At 49.8% G+C, this 17,876-nt stretch carries 7 protein-coding genes; all 7 read left to right on the top strand.

Annotated features, from left to right (window positions below; genetic code table 11):
- Nucleotides 1–52 precede the first annotated feature (52 nt).
- Nucleotides 53–1,390 (top strand): Trk system potassium transporter TrkA, encoded by a 1,338-nt coding sequence (gene trkA, locus M2137_RS10245; RefSeq protein WP_280766341.1) that lies wholly within the window; start codon nucleotides 53–55, stop codon nucleotides 1,388–1,390.
- Nucleotides 1,391–1,474: 84 nt separating this feature from the next.
- Complete coding sequence (locus tag M2137_RS10240) at nucleotides 1,475–2,929, top strand: TrkH family potassium uptake protein (RefSeq protein WP_280766340.1); 1,455 nt, start codon at nucleotides 1,475–1,477, stop codon at nucleotides 2,927–2,929.
- A gap of 92 nt (nucleotides 2,930–3,021) precedes the next feature.
- Nucleotides 3,022–3,609 carry a Holliday junction branch migration protein RuvA gene (gene ruvA / locus M2137_RS10235; protein WP_280766339.1) on the top strand — a complete coding sequence of 196 codons (588 nt, stop codon included), beginning with the start codon at nucleotides 3,022–3,024 and terminating at the stop codon, nucleotides 3,607–3,609.
- Between the two features lie 35 nt (nucleotides 3,610–3,644).
- Nucleotides 3,645–11,084: a cell surface protein SprA gene (gene sprA, locus M2137_RS10230; RefSeq protein WP_280766338.1), complete on the top strand. Its 7,440-nt coding sequence runs from the start codon at nucleotides 3,645–3,647 to the stop codon at nucleotides 11,082–11,084.
- A gap of 258 nt (nucleotides 11,085–11,342) precedes the next feature.
- Nucleotides 11,343–12,494, top strand: a complete 1,152-nt coding sequence (locus M2137_RS10225; RefSeq protein ID WP_280766337.1) for a DUF2062 domain-containing protein — start codon at nucleotides 11,343–11,345, stop codon at nucleotides 12,492–12,494.
- On the top strand, nucleotides 12,491–16,348 hold the full coding sequence (locus tag M2137_RS10220; RefSeq protein ID WP_280766336.1) for a trifunctional MMPL family transporter/lysophospholipid acyltransferase/class I SAM-dependent methyltransferase: 3,858 nt from the start codon (nucleotides 12,491–12,493) through the stop codon (nucleotides 16,346–16,348). The genes M2137_RS10225 and M2137_RS10220 overlap by 4 nt, the downstream gene beginning before the upstream one ends.
- Nucleotides 16,345–17,838, top strand: a complete 1,494-nt coding sequence (locus M2137_RS10215; protein WP_280766335.1) for an NAD(P)/FAD-dependent oxidoreductase — start codon at nucleotides 16,345–16,347, stop codon at nucleotides 17,836–17,838. Before M2137_RS10220 ends, M2137_RS10215 begins: the two co-directional genes overlap by 4 nt.
- The last annotated feature ends 38 nt before the right edge of the window (nucleotides 17,839–17,876 follow it).

The raw sequence follows: 17,876 nt of genomic DNA, 5'->3' as shown, positions 1-17,876 counted from the left end.
GAATGAGCGCAAATCTCATAATTCATAATTCATAATTCATAATTTTTAGAAAATGAAGATAATTATTGCCGGAGCCGGGGCGGTAGGAACCCATTTAGCCAAGATGTTATCCCAGGAGAAGATGGATATCATTCTGATGGACGAAGACGAAGATCGCCTGGTTTTCCCCAATTCCAATATGGATATATTGCCCGTAGTGGGCAATCCGACCTCGCTGCGCAACCTGGAAGAGGCCGGGATAGGCGGGGCGGATCTCTTTGTGAGCGTCACGCCCGAAGAGACGACCAATGTGATGGCCTGTATGCTGGCGCACAACCTGGGTGCCAAACGGACGGTTGCCCGCATCAACAACTACGAATATCTGTTGCCTAAGAATAAAGAATTCTTTGAGAACCTGGGAGTCAATACGTTGATCTATCCGGAAATGCTTGCTGCGAAGGAGATTGTCTCCGACATACGCCGTCCCTGGACGCGCCAGTATTGGGAACTTTTCGGAGGGGCTCTGATACTGATCGGGGTAAAGGTGCGCGACAACTCATGGTTGGTAGACAAACAGATAAATGAACTGCCGAGCGAGAACAAGCTCTATCACGTCGTAGCTATCAAGCGGCAACATGAAACGATCATTCCACGCGGAAGCGATGTGATCCGTTCGGGCGACCTGCTCTTCTTCACGACCACCAAAGCCGGTGTGGAAGAGGTACGCAAACAGGCCGGGAAAGAGGATCCTGAAGTGAAAAAGATTATCATCATGGGCGGAAGCCGTATCGCCATTCGTGCTTGCCAGTACCTGCCGAATCATATTCGCATCCGGCTGATCGAATTAGATAAAGAGAAGAGCCATCGCATTGCGGAGGTGGTGCCGGGTAATGTGTTGGTGATCAATGGCGACGGACGCGATCCGGACCTGTTGAAACAGGAGGGGATCAAAGACTCCCAGGCGTTTATTGCCCTGACGGAGAACGCGAGTACCAACATTCTGGCGTGCCTGGCAGCGAAACGGTATAGTGTGTTTAAAACAATTGCCGGTGTGGAGAATATGGAATATGTGTCGATGGCGGAGAGTATGGATATCGGTGCGGTGATCAATAAGAAGCAGATAGCGGCGAGCTACATCTACCAATTCCTGTTGGATGCCGATGTAACCAATGTGAAATGCCTGACTTTTGCCAACGCCGACGTAGCGGAATTGGTAGCCCGTCCGGATTCGAAGATTACGAAGAAAATGGTGCGCGACCTGAAGTTGCCATCCGATATGACATTGGGTGGGCTTATCCGCAATGGCGAACCGATGCTGATCAACGGGAATACCCAGATACAGGCCTACGACCATGTGGTGGTGTTCTGCTTAGATACGGCAATGCGCAAACTGGAAGACTATTTTAATTAATGGATAATTGTTAATGGATAATGGATAATTATCCATTAACGATCATAAATTATTGACTATCAATTTTAAATTAGCAATTATCAATTGATAAACGTTCGTTTCATCATAAAAATGCTCGGGCTGATGTTTCTTTTCGAAACAGTCTTTATGCTTCTGGCGACCTTGGTAGCTTTTCTCTATGGGGGGGATGACCTATTCCCTTTACTCTATTCCAGTGCGATCCTTTTTGGGGCGGGGGTATTGTTTTTCCTGATCGGAAAGAATGCCGACGAGTTTAATGCCGGACGTCGGGAAGGGATGCTGACCGTGACGTTTACCTGGCTGTTTCTCTCCTTCTTTGGCATGATGCCTTTCCTATTGGGGGGATATATCGATAATGTAACGGATGCCTTCTACGAAACCATGTCAGGGTTTACGACAACAGGAGCCTCCATCCTGACCGATATAGAGGCGTTGCCGAAAGGGATCCTGTTTTGGCGAAGTCTGACACAATGGCAAGGGGGGATCGGCATGATCGTGTTTACGGTAGCACTGCTTCCGATATTCGGGGGAGGAGCCTCCCAGCTTTTCGATGCGGAGACGCCGGGAATCACACACGAGCGGTTTCGTCCGCGCATCGCCCAGGTGGCCAAACGACTGTCGGGCGTCTACCTGTTTCTGACGGTATTGGTGGTTGTCTTGCTCTGGGTAGGGCCGATGGACTTCTACGATGCCTTGAATCATGGACTGACAACTATCTCGACCGGTGGCTATTCCACGAAGAACAGCTCTGTTGCCTATTGGGATTCTCCCTACATCCATTACGTCATTATGCTCTTTATGTTTATCGGAGCAACCAATATCACCCTGATCTATTTCTGTATGAACCGTCAACCCTCGAAGCTTTTCAAGGATGAAGAGTTCAGGTGGTTTGCCTTTTTTGTCTTAGGGGCGATTGCCCTGACGGTGACCTGGCTGTTGTATAACGGGTTTGAATCGGATATAGAGGTGGCCTTCCGCAAATCGGCTTTCGAGGTGGTGTCGATCATCAGCACCTGCGGATTTGCGGTCGAAGATTATATCACCTGGGGCGGATTCTATTGGGTAATTGTCTTGTTATTGATGATTATCTGCGGTTGTGCAGGCTCTACCAGTGGCGGATTGAAAATGGGGCGTTTTGTGATTCTTACGAAAAACCTTTCCAATGAATTTAAGAAACAAACCCATCCGCATGCCATCATTCCGGTGCGGATGAACGGCCATGTGGTATCGACCGAGATCGTGCAGCGGGTATTGGCGTTTGTTTTTGCCTATATCACATTGGTATTGGTCAGCTGCCTGGTATTGGCATTAGATGGAATGACCTTTGAAGAGTCGGTGAGTGCTGCTATTTCGGCGATCAGCAACGTGGGACCAGGGCTGGGTTCGTTAGGTCCTATCGGCAACTATGCGGAGGTACCTGTGGTTTCCAAATGGTTTCTTTCCTTTTTGATGATGACCGGGCGTCTGGAAATATTTACTGTTTTGACTATTCTGGTGCCGGGTTTCTGGAAGCAGTAATCGCTCTCCGTCAAGATTTTCTTCCTTCCGGATATACGCTTTTGTCAAAATTTGCGTTATAATAGGTACGACTAACATAAGAGCGCGCGAAAATGATCGAATATATTAAAGGGGAAATCACAGAATTAACCCCTGCCCGTATGGTAATGGAGTGTGCCGGAATCGGCTATGAACTCAATATCTCACTCACCACATACAGTGCATTCAATGGCCGGCAGACCGGAAAGATCTATGTACTGGAGGTGATCCGCGAAGATGCCCATATTTTATTTGGCTTTGCCGACAAACAGGAACGGGAGTTGTTTACGCAATTGACCTCCGTATCGGGCGTTGGCCCCAATACCGCACGCATGATTCTCTCCTCCCTGCCGCCCGATGAGTTGGTGCAGGTGATTGTCTCCAGGAATGAAGCAGCATTGACTGCCGTTAAAGGCATTGGGTTGAAGACCGCGCAACGTATCTTAGTCGACCTCAAGAACAAGGTGAAACCTTTGGGAGATGTACCAGCCACTCCGGGCGCCCTGATGGGTAATGCCGATGTGGTGGAGGAGGCAGTTGCCGCGCTTGTTATGCTTGGTTTCCCGAAGGCGGCATCCCAGAAAACAGTTTTATCTATCGTGAAGAGTTCCCCTGCGCTGCCGGTGGAGCAGGTGGTGAAATCGGCTTTGCGGATGCTGTGATAGTTGCTCCCTTACGGGGTTGACAATTGAAAAGGATGAAGAAAAAGATACTGAAATATATTCTTTTGATTGGCCTATTTCTGTTTGGAATGGGAATATATGCTATGAATTTCGGATCCCGGAATACAGAGTTTATAGCTCCGGCAGATCTGCCCGGCGAATTGCCTCCCGATACGGTGGTCAAGTATCCGGTTGCCAAAACAGCTCCCGAAGGATATGAAGATGTATTGAAGCAATCTCCCATCGACCTGCGCGATCCCGAGAACCTGAAAACAACCGTGGAGTATGATATCCGCACAGGCTATTACCTGATCCGCTCCAAGATAGGCGATATGGAGATTACGACGCCTATCAGCCTGACGCCGGAAGAGTATCAGGATCATAGCCTCCGGGAGTCTATACGTTCCTATTACCGCCAGAAAAACGAGGAGGAGTTCCAGAAAGAGGCAGAGAAGGCGTTTAACCTGACCGATATGCAGTTCGATCTGGGACCTGCAGAACGGATCTTCGGACCGGGAGGCGTGCGTGTTCGTACGCAGGGTTCTGCCGATATTACGATGGGGCTGAAGAATAATACCACCAATAACCCCTCCTTGCCCGAGCGTTCCCGTAGTCGTACCTTTTTTAATTTCGATGAGAATGTGCAGTTGAATGTGCAGGCATCGGTGGGGAGCAAGGTGAATTTCAATATGAACTATAACACCCAGACCTCTTTTGATTTTGATTCCAAGAAACTGAAACTGGCCTATAAAGGGGAAGAGGATGAGATTATTAAGAATATTGAGGCGGGGAATGTGAGCATGACCACCAGCAATTCCCTGATACGGGGTGGCGCTTCCCTGTTTGGTATAAAGGCAGACCTTCAGTTTGGGAAGCTGAGGGTAAACACCCTGTTTGCACAACAGGAGTCGGAATCCAAAACAGTCAGTAGCAAAGGTGGGGTACAAACCAAACCTTTTGAACTGACCATCGATCAATACGATGAGAACCGCCACTTTTTCCTTTCGCATTATTTCTATGATAAATACGACCAGGCGATGTCTTCGTTGCCGCATATCTCTTCCATGATCAGTATTAACCGGGTAGAGGTATGGGTGACCAATAAACGAAGCAATTTCAATCAGGCGCGTAATATCGTGGCTTTCTCCGACCTGGCGGAACATAATGCCGATCATATCTACAACGATACCTATGTGCAACCCGCCGGCGCATCCAATCTTCCTTACAACAAGACCAATACCTTGTACGACCAGGTGAACACAATCGACGCTTTGCGCAATATCAACAGCGTGAATCAGGCATTGACCGGGCTCCTGGAAGGGGGAGTGGAGTATGAGAAGATCGAGAGCGCCCGTAAGTTGGAAGAATCGGAATACATATTAAATAAGCAGTTAGGCTATATCTCCCTGCGCACACAGTTGCAGTCCGACGAGGTCTTGGCAGTAGCTTATGAATATATATACGAAGGGAAGACCTACCAGGTAGGGGAATTCTCGACCGATAATGTGGGCGGGAGCGGCGATAATGCAAACAATACAGCCTCTACTCTTTTCGTGAAGCTATTGAAAGGCACAAGCCTTTCGCCGGGTATGCCTTTCTGGAAGCTGATGATGAAAAACGTCTATTACCTGGGAGCCTATTCGATTCAGAAGGATAAGTTCAAGATGGATATCCTGTATCAAAGCGATACGACAGGAACCTACCTCAACTATATTTCCGACGGCAATATACGCGACGAGATACTTCTTCGGGTGATGAATCTGGACCGCTTGGATTCGCAGGACAATCCGCGCCCGGACGGTTTCTTCGACTTTTTGAATGGGTATACGGTTCATGCGGAAACAGGACGTATTTTCTTCCCATCGGTAGAGCCTTTCGGCAACTATCTCAGGAAGAAGATCGGGAGTGATCCGATTGCCGACAAATATGTGTATGAAGAGCTCTATGACTCCACCCTGACAGTTGCCCGGCAGATCGCGGAGAAGAATAAATACCTCTTGCGCGGAGAATACAGGGCTTCTTCCGGGGCAGAGATCCAGTTGGGAGCAACCAACGTAGCCAGGGGCTCTGTCGTAGTGACCGCCGGTGGGATTACTCTGTCGGAGAATGTCGATTATACGGTGGATTATACCTCCGGAATCGTGACCATCCTGAATGAAAGTATTATATCCAGCAACACCCCTGTCAGTGTCCGGCTGGAAGACCAGGCGGCCTTTAGTATGCAGCGCAAGACAATGCTTGGCTTAGACCTGAACTATCAGTTCAGCCGTGACTTTATGCTCGGAGCAACCATCATGCACATGTCGGAGATGCCGTTGACCGTGAAGACCACCATGGGCAACGAATCGGTGAAGAATACCCTCTGGGGATTGAATACCTCCTTCAAGAAAGAGAGCCAATGGCTGACCAATATGTTTGATAAGCTGCCGTTGCTCGAATTGAGTAAGCCCAGTCAGATCTCGTTCAACGCGGAATTTGCCCACCTGATTGCCGGACATTATAAGAACAAATATTCGGGAGGATATACCTACCTGGACGACTTCGAGTCGACACAGACGGGAGCCAACCTGCTCAATCCCTACTCCTGGCAGCTATCGAGCACGCCATATCAGGATGGTGAAAATCCTCTTTTCCCGGAAGCCGACCGAGTGAATGATATTACCTACGGTATGAACCGCGCCCTGCTTTCATGGTATTATATCGATGGCATTATGAATCGTTCGAACTCGACGATCATTCGCGATAAGGACGAACTGTCGAAACATGATGTACGTGCTATCCCGGTGGCCGAACTATTCCCGAACCGGGAGCAGACCTACAGCGAATCGTCTATTCTGTCGGTGCTTAACGTAGCCTATTATCCGAACGAGCGCGGCCCTTACAACCTGGATATCGACAACCTGAATGCCGACGGAACATTGATGAACCCCGAGAAACGTTGGGGAGGGATGATGCGTCGTATCGAGCAAAGCGACTTTGAAACGGCCAATTTTGAGTTTATTGAATTCTGGCTGATGGATCCTTTCCTGGGCGAGAATGAGATGAAAGAGGGAGGAGATCTTTATTTCAACCTGGGCGATGTGTCGGAAGATATCCTGAAAGACGAAAAGAAATTCTTTGAAAACGGCTTGCCGATCGACGGCGACATGTCGAAAGTGGAAGAAACCGTCTGGGGACGTGTGCCTAAATACCAAAGCACAGGTTATGCCTTTGATAACACAGCCGGTGCACGCGAAAAGCAGGATGTCGGACTAAACGGTCTTTCCAGTGATGACGAAAAATCATTCGGTGCCTATAAAGAGTACCTCGATAAACTGCCGATGGTCTTGTCGCCGGAAACTATCGATCGGATGCAGTCCGATCCATTCTCTCCTTTTAGAGACCCGGCAGGTGATAATTATATGTATTTCCGCGATGATCATTACGAAGGCAAAGAGGCGGGGATCCTGGAACGCTATAAGCGTTTTAACGGAACGGAGGGCAACTCCAAAGAGGCGACCGGCACCCGCAACCAAGCTGCCAAGACATTGCCCGATGTGGAAGACCTCAATCAGGATAATAACCTGAACGAGAATGAGAAATATTACGAATACCGTGTCTCTTTGCGTAAAGAAGACCTGGTGGTCGGTACGAACTATATCGTGGATATGCGCGATACAACAGTCAATCTGGCCAACAACACCAAAGACCGGGTCAAGTGGTACCTCTTTAAGATCCCGGTGAAGAAATACAACCGAACCGTCGGGTCGATCCGTGACTTTAAGTCGATCCGCTTTATGCGTATGTATATGACCGGCTTTAAGCAGCCTACTGTATTGCGATTCGGTACATTTGAACTGAAAAGAAGTGATTGGCGCACCTACGAACAGACGTTGGCCAATCCAAGCCTGCCGCCTTCCGTGCAGGGCTCCTTAGATGTATCGTCTATCAATATCGAAGAGAATGGCGACCGTCAGCCGGTGAACTATGTATTGCCTCCGGGTGTGACCCGTATGCTCGACCCCGGTCAGCCGCAACTGCGTCAGGAAAACGAACAGGCTCTTTCCCTGAAGGTGACCGACCTGGCGCCGTTGGATGCGCGGGCCATCTATAAAACAACCATTTTCGACCTGCGCCAGTACAAGCGGCTTCAACTGTTTGCCCATGCGGAAAACTTCAAGGAGATACCGGAGCTTTCTTCCGAACTTAGGAGTGGCGACTTTACCGTGTTTATTCGTTTGGGTTCCGACTATAAGAACAATTACTACGAATACGAAGTGCCTCAAACGGTCACTCCACCGGGACGTTATTATGAAAACAACAGCGACCAGCTGACAGTCTGGCCTCAGGAGAATATGATCGATATCGCATTAGATGTGTTTACCGATCTGAAACTCAATCGAAACAAAGCCCGTAGGGAAGGTAAAGAGGGAGTCGATTACCACCTGCTCTATTCGGAATACGATCCGAACAACACGCGCAACACCATCAGTATCATTGGGAATCCTACCCTTTCAGAGGTGAAAACCATTATGATCGGGGTGCGCAATAACACCAATGAGATAAAGAGCGGCGAGGTATGGATTAATGAATTGCGCCTGACCGAGTTCAACGAAGAGGGCGGATGGGCAGCCAATGCCAACCTGAATGTGGCCATTTCCGACCTGGGTACGGTGAGCGCCAGCGGACGGATCGAGACCGCCGGTTTCGGATCCCTTGATCAATCGCTGATGGAACGCCGTATGGATGATTATATGCAATACAGTGTGGCCGCTAATATCCAATTGGGCAAGTTCTTCCCGGAGAAGGCCAAGGTGAATCTCCCGCTTTATTACGCGATCTCCAACGAGACAGTCGATCCGAAATACAACCCGCTGGATCAGGATATCAAATTGCAGGAGGCGTTGGACATCGTTGAGACCAAGGCAGAAAAAGATTCTATCCTCCGGTTCTCACAAGACAAGGTAACCACGCGCAGCATTGCCCTGAACAACGTAAAGGTGGATATCCGCAGCAAAACGCCTATGCCTTACGATCCGGCGAACTTCTCTTTCGGTTATTCTTTCAGTGAACAAAACAAGCGCAATCCGGAAACCGAATACGAGACTACAAAAGATTACCGGGGGACATTCGCTTATAATTACACCCCTTACCTTCCTCCGTTGAAGCCATTCGATAAGATGATCAAGACGAACAACGGATATACCCGCTACCTGAAGCAATTGGCAATCAATTATCTGCCGTCGAATATCAGCTTTCAGACCTCCATGATGCGCAATTATTATGAAATTCAATTGCGCGACGTGGGCAATACCGGCATGAAGATGGATCCGTCGTTTAGCCAGAATTTCCTTTGGGATAGAGCCTTCAGTATCCGCTGGAACCTGACGAACAGCCTGAATTTCTCTTTCAATTCCGGTACGAATGCCCGTATTGAAGAGCCATACGTGCAGGTAAATAAGAAATTGAATTACGACGATTACCAGATGTGGAAAGACTCGGTTTCCCAAAGCATCCGTGACCTGGGAACACCCCTGAAATACGACCAGAGCTTTCAGGCCAGCTGGACCCTGCCTCTACAAAGCATTCCTGCCTTGGATTGGATTGGCGCTACTGCCTCCTATTCAGCTACCTATAACTGGGATCGGGGAGCCACGCTCGAAACCGACTCGGTGGAGATCGGGAATACCATCCGCAACCAGCGACAGATCAATGGGCAGGCAAACCTTAACTTCCAGAATCTTTATAATAAGAGCGCCTTCCTGAAGAAGGTCAATCAGCGGTTTACCCCCCGAACAGCATCCTCCTCTTCCCGTGGACGTCAACAACAGGCACCCAAGAAAAAGCCGCGTTTGGAGATGGAAGTGACCCTGAATCCGGATAGCGGAACGATCGTGAAACATAATATGATGGAGAACCGGGTGAAGATCACCGCCCGTACGCTGGAAGGCAAGTCCTATCCGATAAAAGCCAAGGGGCTGAACTACGCCGAAGCGATAATCCATACCAAGGATACGGTGACACTTAAGATCGTGATCCAGCCGGCAGCCAAAGACTTCTCCGGCGTGATGACCGATGTGGCGCAATACTCCGCCCGTTTCCTGATGATGCTTCGTCGTATGAATATCTCCTATACCCAGGTCGATGGGATGACTATCTCCGGTTTCCGGCCGGAGATTGGCAACACGTTCGGACAGCAACGTGGAGGTACCCTGGCTCCCGGCCTTGGCTTTGCCTTTGGCGATGTGCGCCGTAGCTTCATCGACGATGCCTACAACCGGGGATGGCTGGTGACGGAAAACAATGTGAATCCTGCCATTATAAATCTCTCGACCGTACTTGATCTGCGGGCTAACCTGGAGCCGATTACGGGATTGAAAATCGATTTGAATGCCAACCGTACGGCATCGGAAAACACCCAGGTGCAATATATGTACGACGGTATGCCCGAGATACGCGGAGGAAGCTTTACGATGACTACCATCTCCCTGCGCTCTACGTTCAAAAGGGGCGGATCAGCCTCCGATAATTATGCCTCGGAAGCGTTTAAAGACTTCCTCGACAACCGGGATATTATACGTGATCGGGTGCAACAACAGTATACAGGAAAGAAATACCCGAATAGTGGCTTCCTGGAAGGAACATCCTATGCTGGCACCGACTTCCAGTCTGATCTCGAAGGAGGCGTTTACCGCAATTCAGCCGATGTGTTGATCCCTTCCTTTATCGCTGCCTACACAGGAAAAGATGCGAAGAAGGTGAATCTCTCTCCTTTCCCTTCCCTTTCCAGCCTGTTACCCAACTGGTCGATCACCTATGACGGACTTGTGCAGATCCCATTCTTTAAAAAATATTTCAAGAACTTTGTATTGAGCCATCGCTATAGAAGCACCTATTCGATCGGCTCCTATACCTCTTCCCTTAATTGGGTCAGTGCGGGTGGCGACCTTGGTTTTATCAGCAGCACACAGTCCGACAACCCAATCCCCTCTTCTCCGTATGAGATGTCGTCGGTGGCTATTTCGGAAAGTTTCAACCCGTTATTGGGCGCCGATGCGACCTTGGTGAGTAATATGACCGGTCGACTGGCTTATAACACCAGCAGCACCCTCAGCCTGAATGTCTCCTCTTATCAGATTGTGGAATCATTGAATGATGAACTGGTCGTAGGGATTGGCTATAAGATCACCGAGTTTAACAAAGTATTGAAACGTAAAGCATCCCAGAATTTCAGCAACGACCTGGATATCCGTTTCGACTATTCCTACCGGAAGACACAGTCGTTGATCCGGAAGATCGAAGAGAACCTCACACAGGCCACCAGCGGGAACGTAACACAGACGCTGATGTTCTCCCTTGATTACGGTCTCAGTCGCGCGCTTTCCCTGCGTGCCTTCTACGATCTTCAGATCAATAAACCGCTCATATCGAGCGCCTCTTTCCCTACGTCTAACTCCAATTTCGGCATCAGCATCCGCTTCTCCCTGACACAGTAAAATAATTTCAACCATGGAGAATTCTATCGTCGATGGGCATGGACAGTACTGTCGAAGCGCATGGACAGAACTGTCGAAGGGCATGGACAGTACTGTCGAGGCGCATCGACGATAGAAAACTCCCCGATTTTGATTTGCTTTCCCGCATCTCGGGCTATTTTTTCCGTTTCTTGTGGCTAAATTCAACGGGGTGGTGTTATCTTTGTTTCTTCAAACGGTTTTAAGCTCTCTCGCAGGGAAGCTGAAGAGAAATAAAAGATGGAGAAGATCGTAGTTCTAATTCCAACATATAATAACGCGACAACAATAGGGCAGGTATTGACGGATGTGATGCGCCATGGACTTCCGGTGATGGTGGTCAATGATGGTTCCACGGATCATACCCTCGATGTGTTGGCTGATTTTCCGGAGATAGAACTGATCAGCTATGCCCGGAACAAAGGGAAAGGGCATGCCTTATCGACAGGACTGAAAGCTGCCACCGAAAAAGGCTATCGCTATGCCATCACCTTAGATTCCGACGGACAGCATTATGCCGACGATATTCCCCTGTTTCTGGAAGCGGCTCGGGAACACCCCGACAGTTTGATTGTTGGTGCTCGCAACCTTACCTCGGAGAATATGCCGGGCAAAAACACCTTTGCCAACCGTTTTTCCAATTTCTGGTTCCGCATCGAAACCGGCATCCGGATGGACGATACCCAGTCGGGTTTCCGTCTTTACCCGTTGCAAAAGCTGAAAGGCATACGCCTTTTTACCTCCAAGTATGAGTTTGAAGTTGAGGTGTTGGTGCAAGCCGTATGGCACAATGTCCGGGTGATGAATATTCCGATCCGGGTCTATTATCCGCCCGAAGAGGAGCGGGTGAGCCATTTCCGCCCTTTGCGCGACTTCACGCGGATCAGCATCCTGAATACGGTATTGGTACTCATTGCCCTGCTCTGGTACTGGCCCTGGCGTTTCGTGCGCGCCCTGACCAAAGAGAATATCCGCAAGTTTATAGAAAGACATATCACCCAGTCGGGCGAGTCTAATCTGCGCGTCTCCCTGGCGGTTATGTTTGGCGTCTTTATGGGCATCGTGCCTATCTGGGGCTATCAGATGGTGGTGGCAGCCCTATTGGCTCATTTGATGGGGCTCAACAAGGTGATCACGCTGGTGGCATCGAATATCAGCATACCGCCTATGATTCCGTTTATCCTGTTCGGCAGTTATGCAACAGGCGGACTGGTGTTGGGTCGTCCGATATCGCTTTCGTTGCACGAAGTGACGTTTGAAACGATCAAAGATTCCTTCATCCAATACCTGGCGGGCAGCCTGGTGTTTGCCGTTCTCTGTGGACTGATTGCCGGATTGGCCTGCCTGTTACTGCTCTCCCTGTTTCGTAAACCTCAACAGTTGGTTCGATGAATAAACTGTTTCTTGGCATATATGATTTTCTGCAAAGACACCGGGCGTTGTGTTACAGCCTGATGGTGGGCAGCTTTCTCCTGATGGTTTGGTTTGCCGCGCAGGTGCGGTTTGAAGAAGATGTCACGCGCTTCTTTCCGGATACCGAGGAGGCGCACAACAGCGAAGTGGTCTTCAACAACCTGAAGATAAAGGATAAGATTGTCTTTATGCTCTCCGCCGGAGGGGAGACAACCGAAGAAACACCCGGGCGATTGGTGGCTGCCGGCGACACCTTGCGAAGATCGCTTATGCAAAAGGGGGGCGACGAATACATTCAGTATATCATGGGCGAAGTGGGGAGCGATATGATTGGGCAGATGACCGATTTTATCTACGAGCGCTTGCCTCTATTCCTGAACGATGAACTCTTTGCGCGGATGGACTCCTTATGCACACAAGAGGCGATCGACCATCGTATGCAGGCGAATATGCGCAACCTCCTGTCGCCCGCCGGTAGTGGATTGAAAGAGATCCTGCCACGCGATCCGTTGGGATTAGGCACGCCGGCGTTTGAAGCGTTGCGCGATATGCAGATGACAGCCAACTACGCGATCTACGACAATCATATCTTCTCACCGGATATGTCGACACATATCTTCTTCCTCACACCACGTCACTCGACGGGGAATACCGGAAAAAATGACCTGTTAGTGGAATTGATCGAAGAGGAGATTGCCGCGGTTAAGCTGGATTATCCGGAGATCTCGATCGACTATGTGGGCGGGCCATCGGTCGGTGTCTACAATGCCCGGCAAATAAAACGCGACACCACCCTGACACTAAGTATCGCATTGATCATTATCATCGGGTTTATCCTATTGGTTTTCAAGAGCCGATCGGCTGTATTCCTGATTATTCTTCCGGTGATCTATGGCGCGGCTTTCTCGCTGGCACTGATCTGGCTGATCAAAGGATCGGTATCGGCTATCGCGATCGGAGCCGGGGCGGCGGTTTTCGGGGTGGCGCTCAGCTATTCGATCCATGTGCTCTCTCATTTCAACCATGTCACATCTATCCGGCAACTCATCAGCGAACTGGCCTATCCGCTTACGGTTGGGAGCTTCACGACGGTGGGAGCTTTTCTGGGATTGCTGTTTACCACTTCGGAATTACTGCGCGATTTCGGACTTTTCTCTGCCCTTTCCCTGATCGGAACGACCCTGTTTTGTCTTGTCTTCCTGCCCCATCTATTGCGCATCCAGGAAGCCGGCAAGGAGTCGGGGCGTGTATTGCGGTTGATTGAAAAACTCAATAGCTATCCGTTTGAGAAGAACAAACCGTTGGTGATCGGTATTGTTGTGGTCTTTGTCGTTTGCCTTTTCCTTTCGACGCGGGTTGGCTTCGACGACAATATGCGCAACCTGGGCTACGAACCGCCGCAACTGGTCGCTGCCGAGAACCGATTGAACGAACTTTTTCAGGCAGATAACAAAACAACTCTTTTTGTTTCAGTAGGGAAAACGGCGGAAGAGGGATTACAAACATACGCGGAGACCAACCGGGAGCTGGCCTCTTTCCTGACAGAAGGGAAGATTCAGGAATATGCGTCTATAGAGAATATGTTGATTCCACCCTCTTTGCAACAAGAGCGGATAGAGAAGTGGAACCGCTTCTGGACACCGGAACGGCGCCGGCAGACGGAGGAATCGATCCGGGAAGCAGCCGTGAAATATCGGTTCAGAGCCGATGCTTTTGAGGCGTTCTTTGCCTTACTGGAAAAGGAATACAGGGTCTCCGACTTTACCACCGACCCTCATGCGCCCGATATCTTCGATGAATGGTCTACCCGTGCCGACTCCCTCTCGATGTATATCACGCAGGTTCGCCTGACCGACGAAGAGAAAGAGGAGGTCTACGCCCGTCTGATGGAAAAAGAGGATGTGGTGATCTTCGACCGCGGCTACTTCGCCAACAAATGGGTCTCGGCGATTCACTTAGACTTCAACCTGATCCTGTACATCTGTTCGTTCCTTGTTTTCTTTGCCCTGTTGATCGCTTACGGACGGATCGAACTGACCCTGATGACCTTTGCCCCGATGGCAATCAGTTGGGTGATTATTCTGGGCATTATGGCGGTAGCAGGCATACAATTCAATATTGTGAATATCATCCTGGCCACCTTTATCTTCGGCTTGGGCGACGACTTCAGTATCTTCATTATGGACGGATTGCAGCAGGAATACCGCACGGGCAAGAAGTTGCTTACCTCGCACAAGACCGCTATCTTCTTTTCTTCGTTTACCGCCGTGGTAGGGATGGGCGTGCTTGTCCTTGCCAAGCACCCGGCGTTGCAGTCTATTTCGTTGATTTCCATCCTGGGCATGACGTCGGTCGTATTGGTCTCTTATACCATATTGCCTATCCTTTTCCGCTTTTTCATTGCCCGCCCGGCAGCCAAAGGACATTATCCCTATACACTGTCGAGCCTGTTGGTTACCTTCTGGTTCTTCAATGCCTTTGTGATCGGTTGCTCGTTGGTGGTTGGTTTTGCCTCTCTCCTGATTATCCTGCCGGTGAAGAACGACAAAAAGAAGGCCTGGTTTAATCGAAGCATCACCTGTATGGTGCGCGGACTCTTGAAAACGGCCTGGGTGGCTAAACGCATAACGGTGAATAAGGTCGATGAAACATTCCAAAAGCCGGCCGTTATCATTGCCAACCACCAATCGTTTATCGATATACTGTTATTGCTTGCGCTCACACCCAAGCTGGTGATGGTGACAAATAGCTGGGTATGGAACTCGCCGGTGTTCGGGCGCATTGTGCGATTTGCCGACTTCGTCTCTACCCGGGAGGGCTATGAAGCGTTGGTGGCTCATCTGCAAAAGAAGGTCGACAAGGGCTATTCGGTGGTGGTTTTCCCCGAAGGCACCCGCTCGACAGATGGGCGGATACGCCGTTTCCATAAAGGGGCGTTCTACCTGGCGGAACAGCTAAAGTTGGATCTGCTTCCGGTTCTCTTATACGGCACCGGTATGGTGATCTCGAAAGGGCAACCCTTCTACGTCAAGCGGGGAATATTATACACAGAGATAATGCCGCGCATACCGTATGGCGACCAGGGTATGGGAGCAACCTATCAGGAACAGGCGAAGGCGTTCTGCTCGCTTTTCCGTCGGCGCTACGCGGAGATCGAAGAGGAATACGCCGTTCCTTCCAATCCTTACTTCTATCAGAAGTTGGTCACCAACTACCTGTTTAAAGGGCCGGTGGAGGAATGGTATATCCGCATCAAGGTGAAGATGGAACATAACTATGCTTACTTCCACGAACTGATCCCGCGCAAAGCGAAGATTACGGATATAGGTTGCGGATATGGTCCGTTGGATTATATGTTGATGATGCTTTCCGAAGAGAGGGATATCACCGGAATCGACTACGACGAAGACAAGATCGCCCTGGCAAATCATTCGTTCTCGCGCAACGAACGCATCCGTTTTGTCTGTGCCAACGCGCAGCAATACGATCTGCCGCCAAGCGATGTGTTCGTGTTGAACGACGTGCTTCATTATATGGACTATGCGGCTCAGGAGCATATCCTTGCCCGGTGTGCAGAGAAACTCCTTCCCGGCGGTATGATCGTTGTGCGCGACGGCGATGCCTCCAAAGAAAAACAGCATGGCGTTACCCGGTTCACCGAAGTGTTGTCGACCCGCCTGTTTGGTTTCAACAAGACAGAAAACGAATTATGCTTCTTAGACCGTGAGCGGATCATACGAACCGCTGCTCAAAACAATATGTCTGTGGAGGAGAAGGCAAACGACCGGTACACCTCCAACACCATCTATATTTTCAGAAAGGACGGGGAATGAGTAAGTATGATATCGTCATCATCGGAAGCGGGCTGGGCGGACTCACCTGTGCTGCCACGCTGAGTAAAGAGGGCTACCATGTATGCCTGTTGGAGAAGAACACGATTCCAGGCGGTTGCTTCCAGTCGTTCCGGCGCAACGGGCGCCTGCTCGACACAGGCATCCATTATGTAGGCAGCTTAGATGAAGGAGAGATCCTGCGTCAATACTTTTCTTATTTTGGTATTTGGGACAGACTTCAGGTGCGCCGCTTGGATGAAGAGGCCTTCGATCTGGTGAACTACCAGGGAAAGGAATACCCGTATGCCATGGGGCATGAACTGTTTATCAAACGATTGTCCGACCTTTTTCCCGGGGAGAAGGAGGCGATCCGACGTTATACGGAATTATTGAAAAGGGTGGGAGAGACCATCTCTGTCGATCAATTGAAGAAAGGCCATTTTACTCAGGGCAGTCTCGACCACTTCTCCGTTTCTGCTTGGGAAACCATTGCTTCTGTCACACAAAACCCGGCACTTCGTCAGGTACTTTCCAGTCCGGCCTTATTGTATGGTGGTGATCAGGCCACTTCGACATTCTACCATCATGCGATGATTACCGATTCCTATCTGCGGGGAGCCTACCGGTTCACCGACGGCAGCATGCAGGTGGTCGATGCCTTGATCGATCAGATCCGCCGACAGGGAGGCACCGTATTGACGGGAGCCAAAGCAACCCGCTTGTTGCTGCAGGGTGACAAGATCAATGCGGTAGAGATCAATCACAGTGAACGTCTCGAAGCAGACTACGTGATCTCTTCTCTTCATCCTTCCGTAACGATGCAGATGGTCGACAAAACACCGCTTATCCGCAAAGCCTACCTCTCGCGCTTGTCACATCTTCCCAATACATACGGCCTGTTATCGGTCTACCTGATTCAGAAAAAAGGAACGACCCCCTATCAGAACAGCAACCTTTTCCTCCACGAAAAAGAAGATGTCTGGTACACTACCAAACATCCCGAAGACCGGCGCATACATAGTGTGCTTATCACGATGCAACCCTCGGCCTCCGATCCGGAGCATACCGATGTGATCAGTATCCTATCCCCCATGTATATCGGAGAGCTTACACCCTGGTTGGACACCACACCCGAGAAACGGGGAGATGCATATCTCGGATATAAAGAGCAAAAAGCGGAAGAAGTACTGGCTTTCGTAGGGAACTATTATCCGGAGATACGCGACAACATAGAGCGAATCTATATCACCACCCCATTAAGCTACCGCGATTATACCGGCATCCCCGACGGATCGGCTTATGGCATTATGAAAAACTATAACCAACCTATGACAACGGTTATTCCGAACCGTACACGCATCAATAACCTCTACCTGACCGGACAAAACCTGAATGTACACGGCGCTTTGGGCGTCACCCTTACCTCTATGCTCACCTGCGGCGAATTAGTGGGAACAGAATACCTGGCTAAAAAAATAGCCAAGGGCTGATTCAAGAACCAGGCCTTGGCGTATATCGGCTATTTCCC

It is taken from the genome of Parabacteroides sp. PFB2-10 (assembly GCF_029893085.1).
GTDB lineage: Bacteria > Bacteroidota > Bacteroidia > Bacteroidales > Tannerellaceae > QVMG01.
The sequence above is the reverse complement of the archived record's forward strand: the minus strand, read 5'-3'. Positions and strand labels throughout refer to the sequence as shown.

What these genes read in the sequence shown, in the direction of transcription:
- trkA (WP_280766341.1), top strand. Translation starts at nt 53, where the DNA reads ATGAAGATAATTATTGCCGGAGCCGGGGCGGTAGGAACCCATTTAGCC.
- ruvA (WP_280766339.1), top strand. Translation starts at nt 3,022, where the DNA reads ATGATCGAATATATTAAAGGGGAAATCACAGAATTAACCCCTGCCCGT.
- sprA (WP_280766338.1), top strand. Translation starts at nt 3,645, where the DNA reads ATGAAGAAAAAGATACTGAAATATATTCTTTTGATTGGCCTATTTCTG.
- M2137_RS10225 (WP_280766337.1), top strand. Translation starts at nt 11,343, where the DNA reads ATGGAGAAGATCGTAGTTCTAATTCCAACATATAATAACGCGACAACA.
- M2137_RS10220 (WP_280766336.1), top strand. Translation starts at nt 12,491, where the DNA reads ATGAATAAACTGTTTCTTGGCATATATGATTTTCTGCAAAGACACCGG.
- M2137_RS10215 (WP_280766335.1), top strand. Translation starts at nt 16,345, where the DNA reads ATGAGTAAGTATGATATCGTCATCATCGGAAGCGGGCTGGGCGGACTC.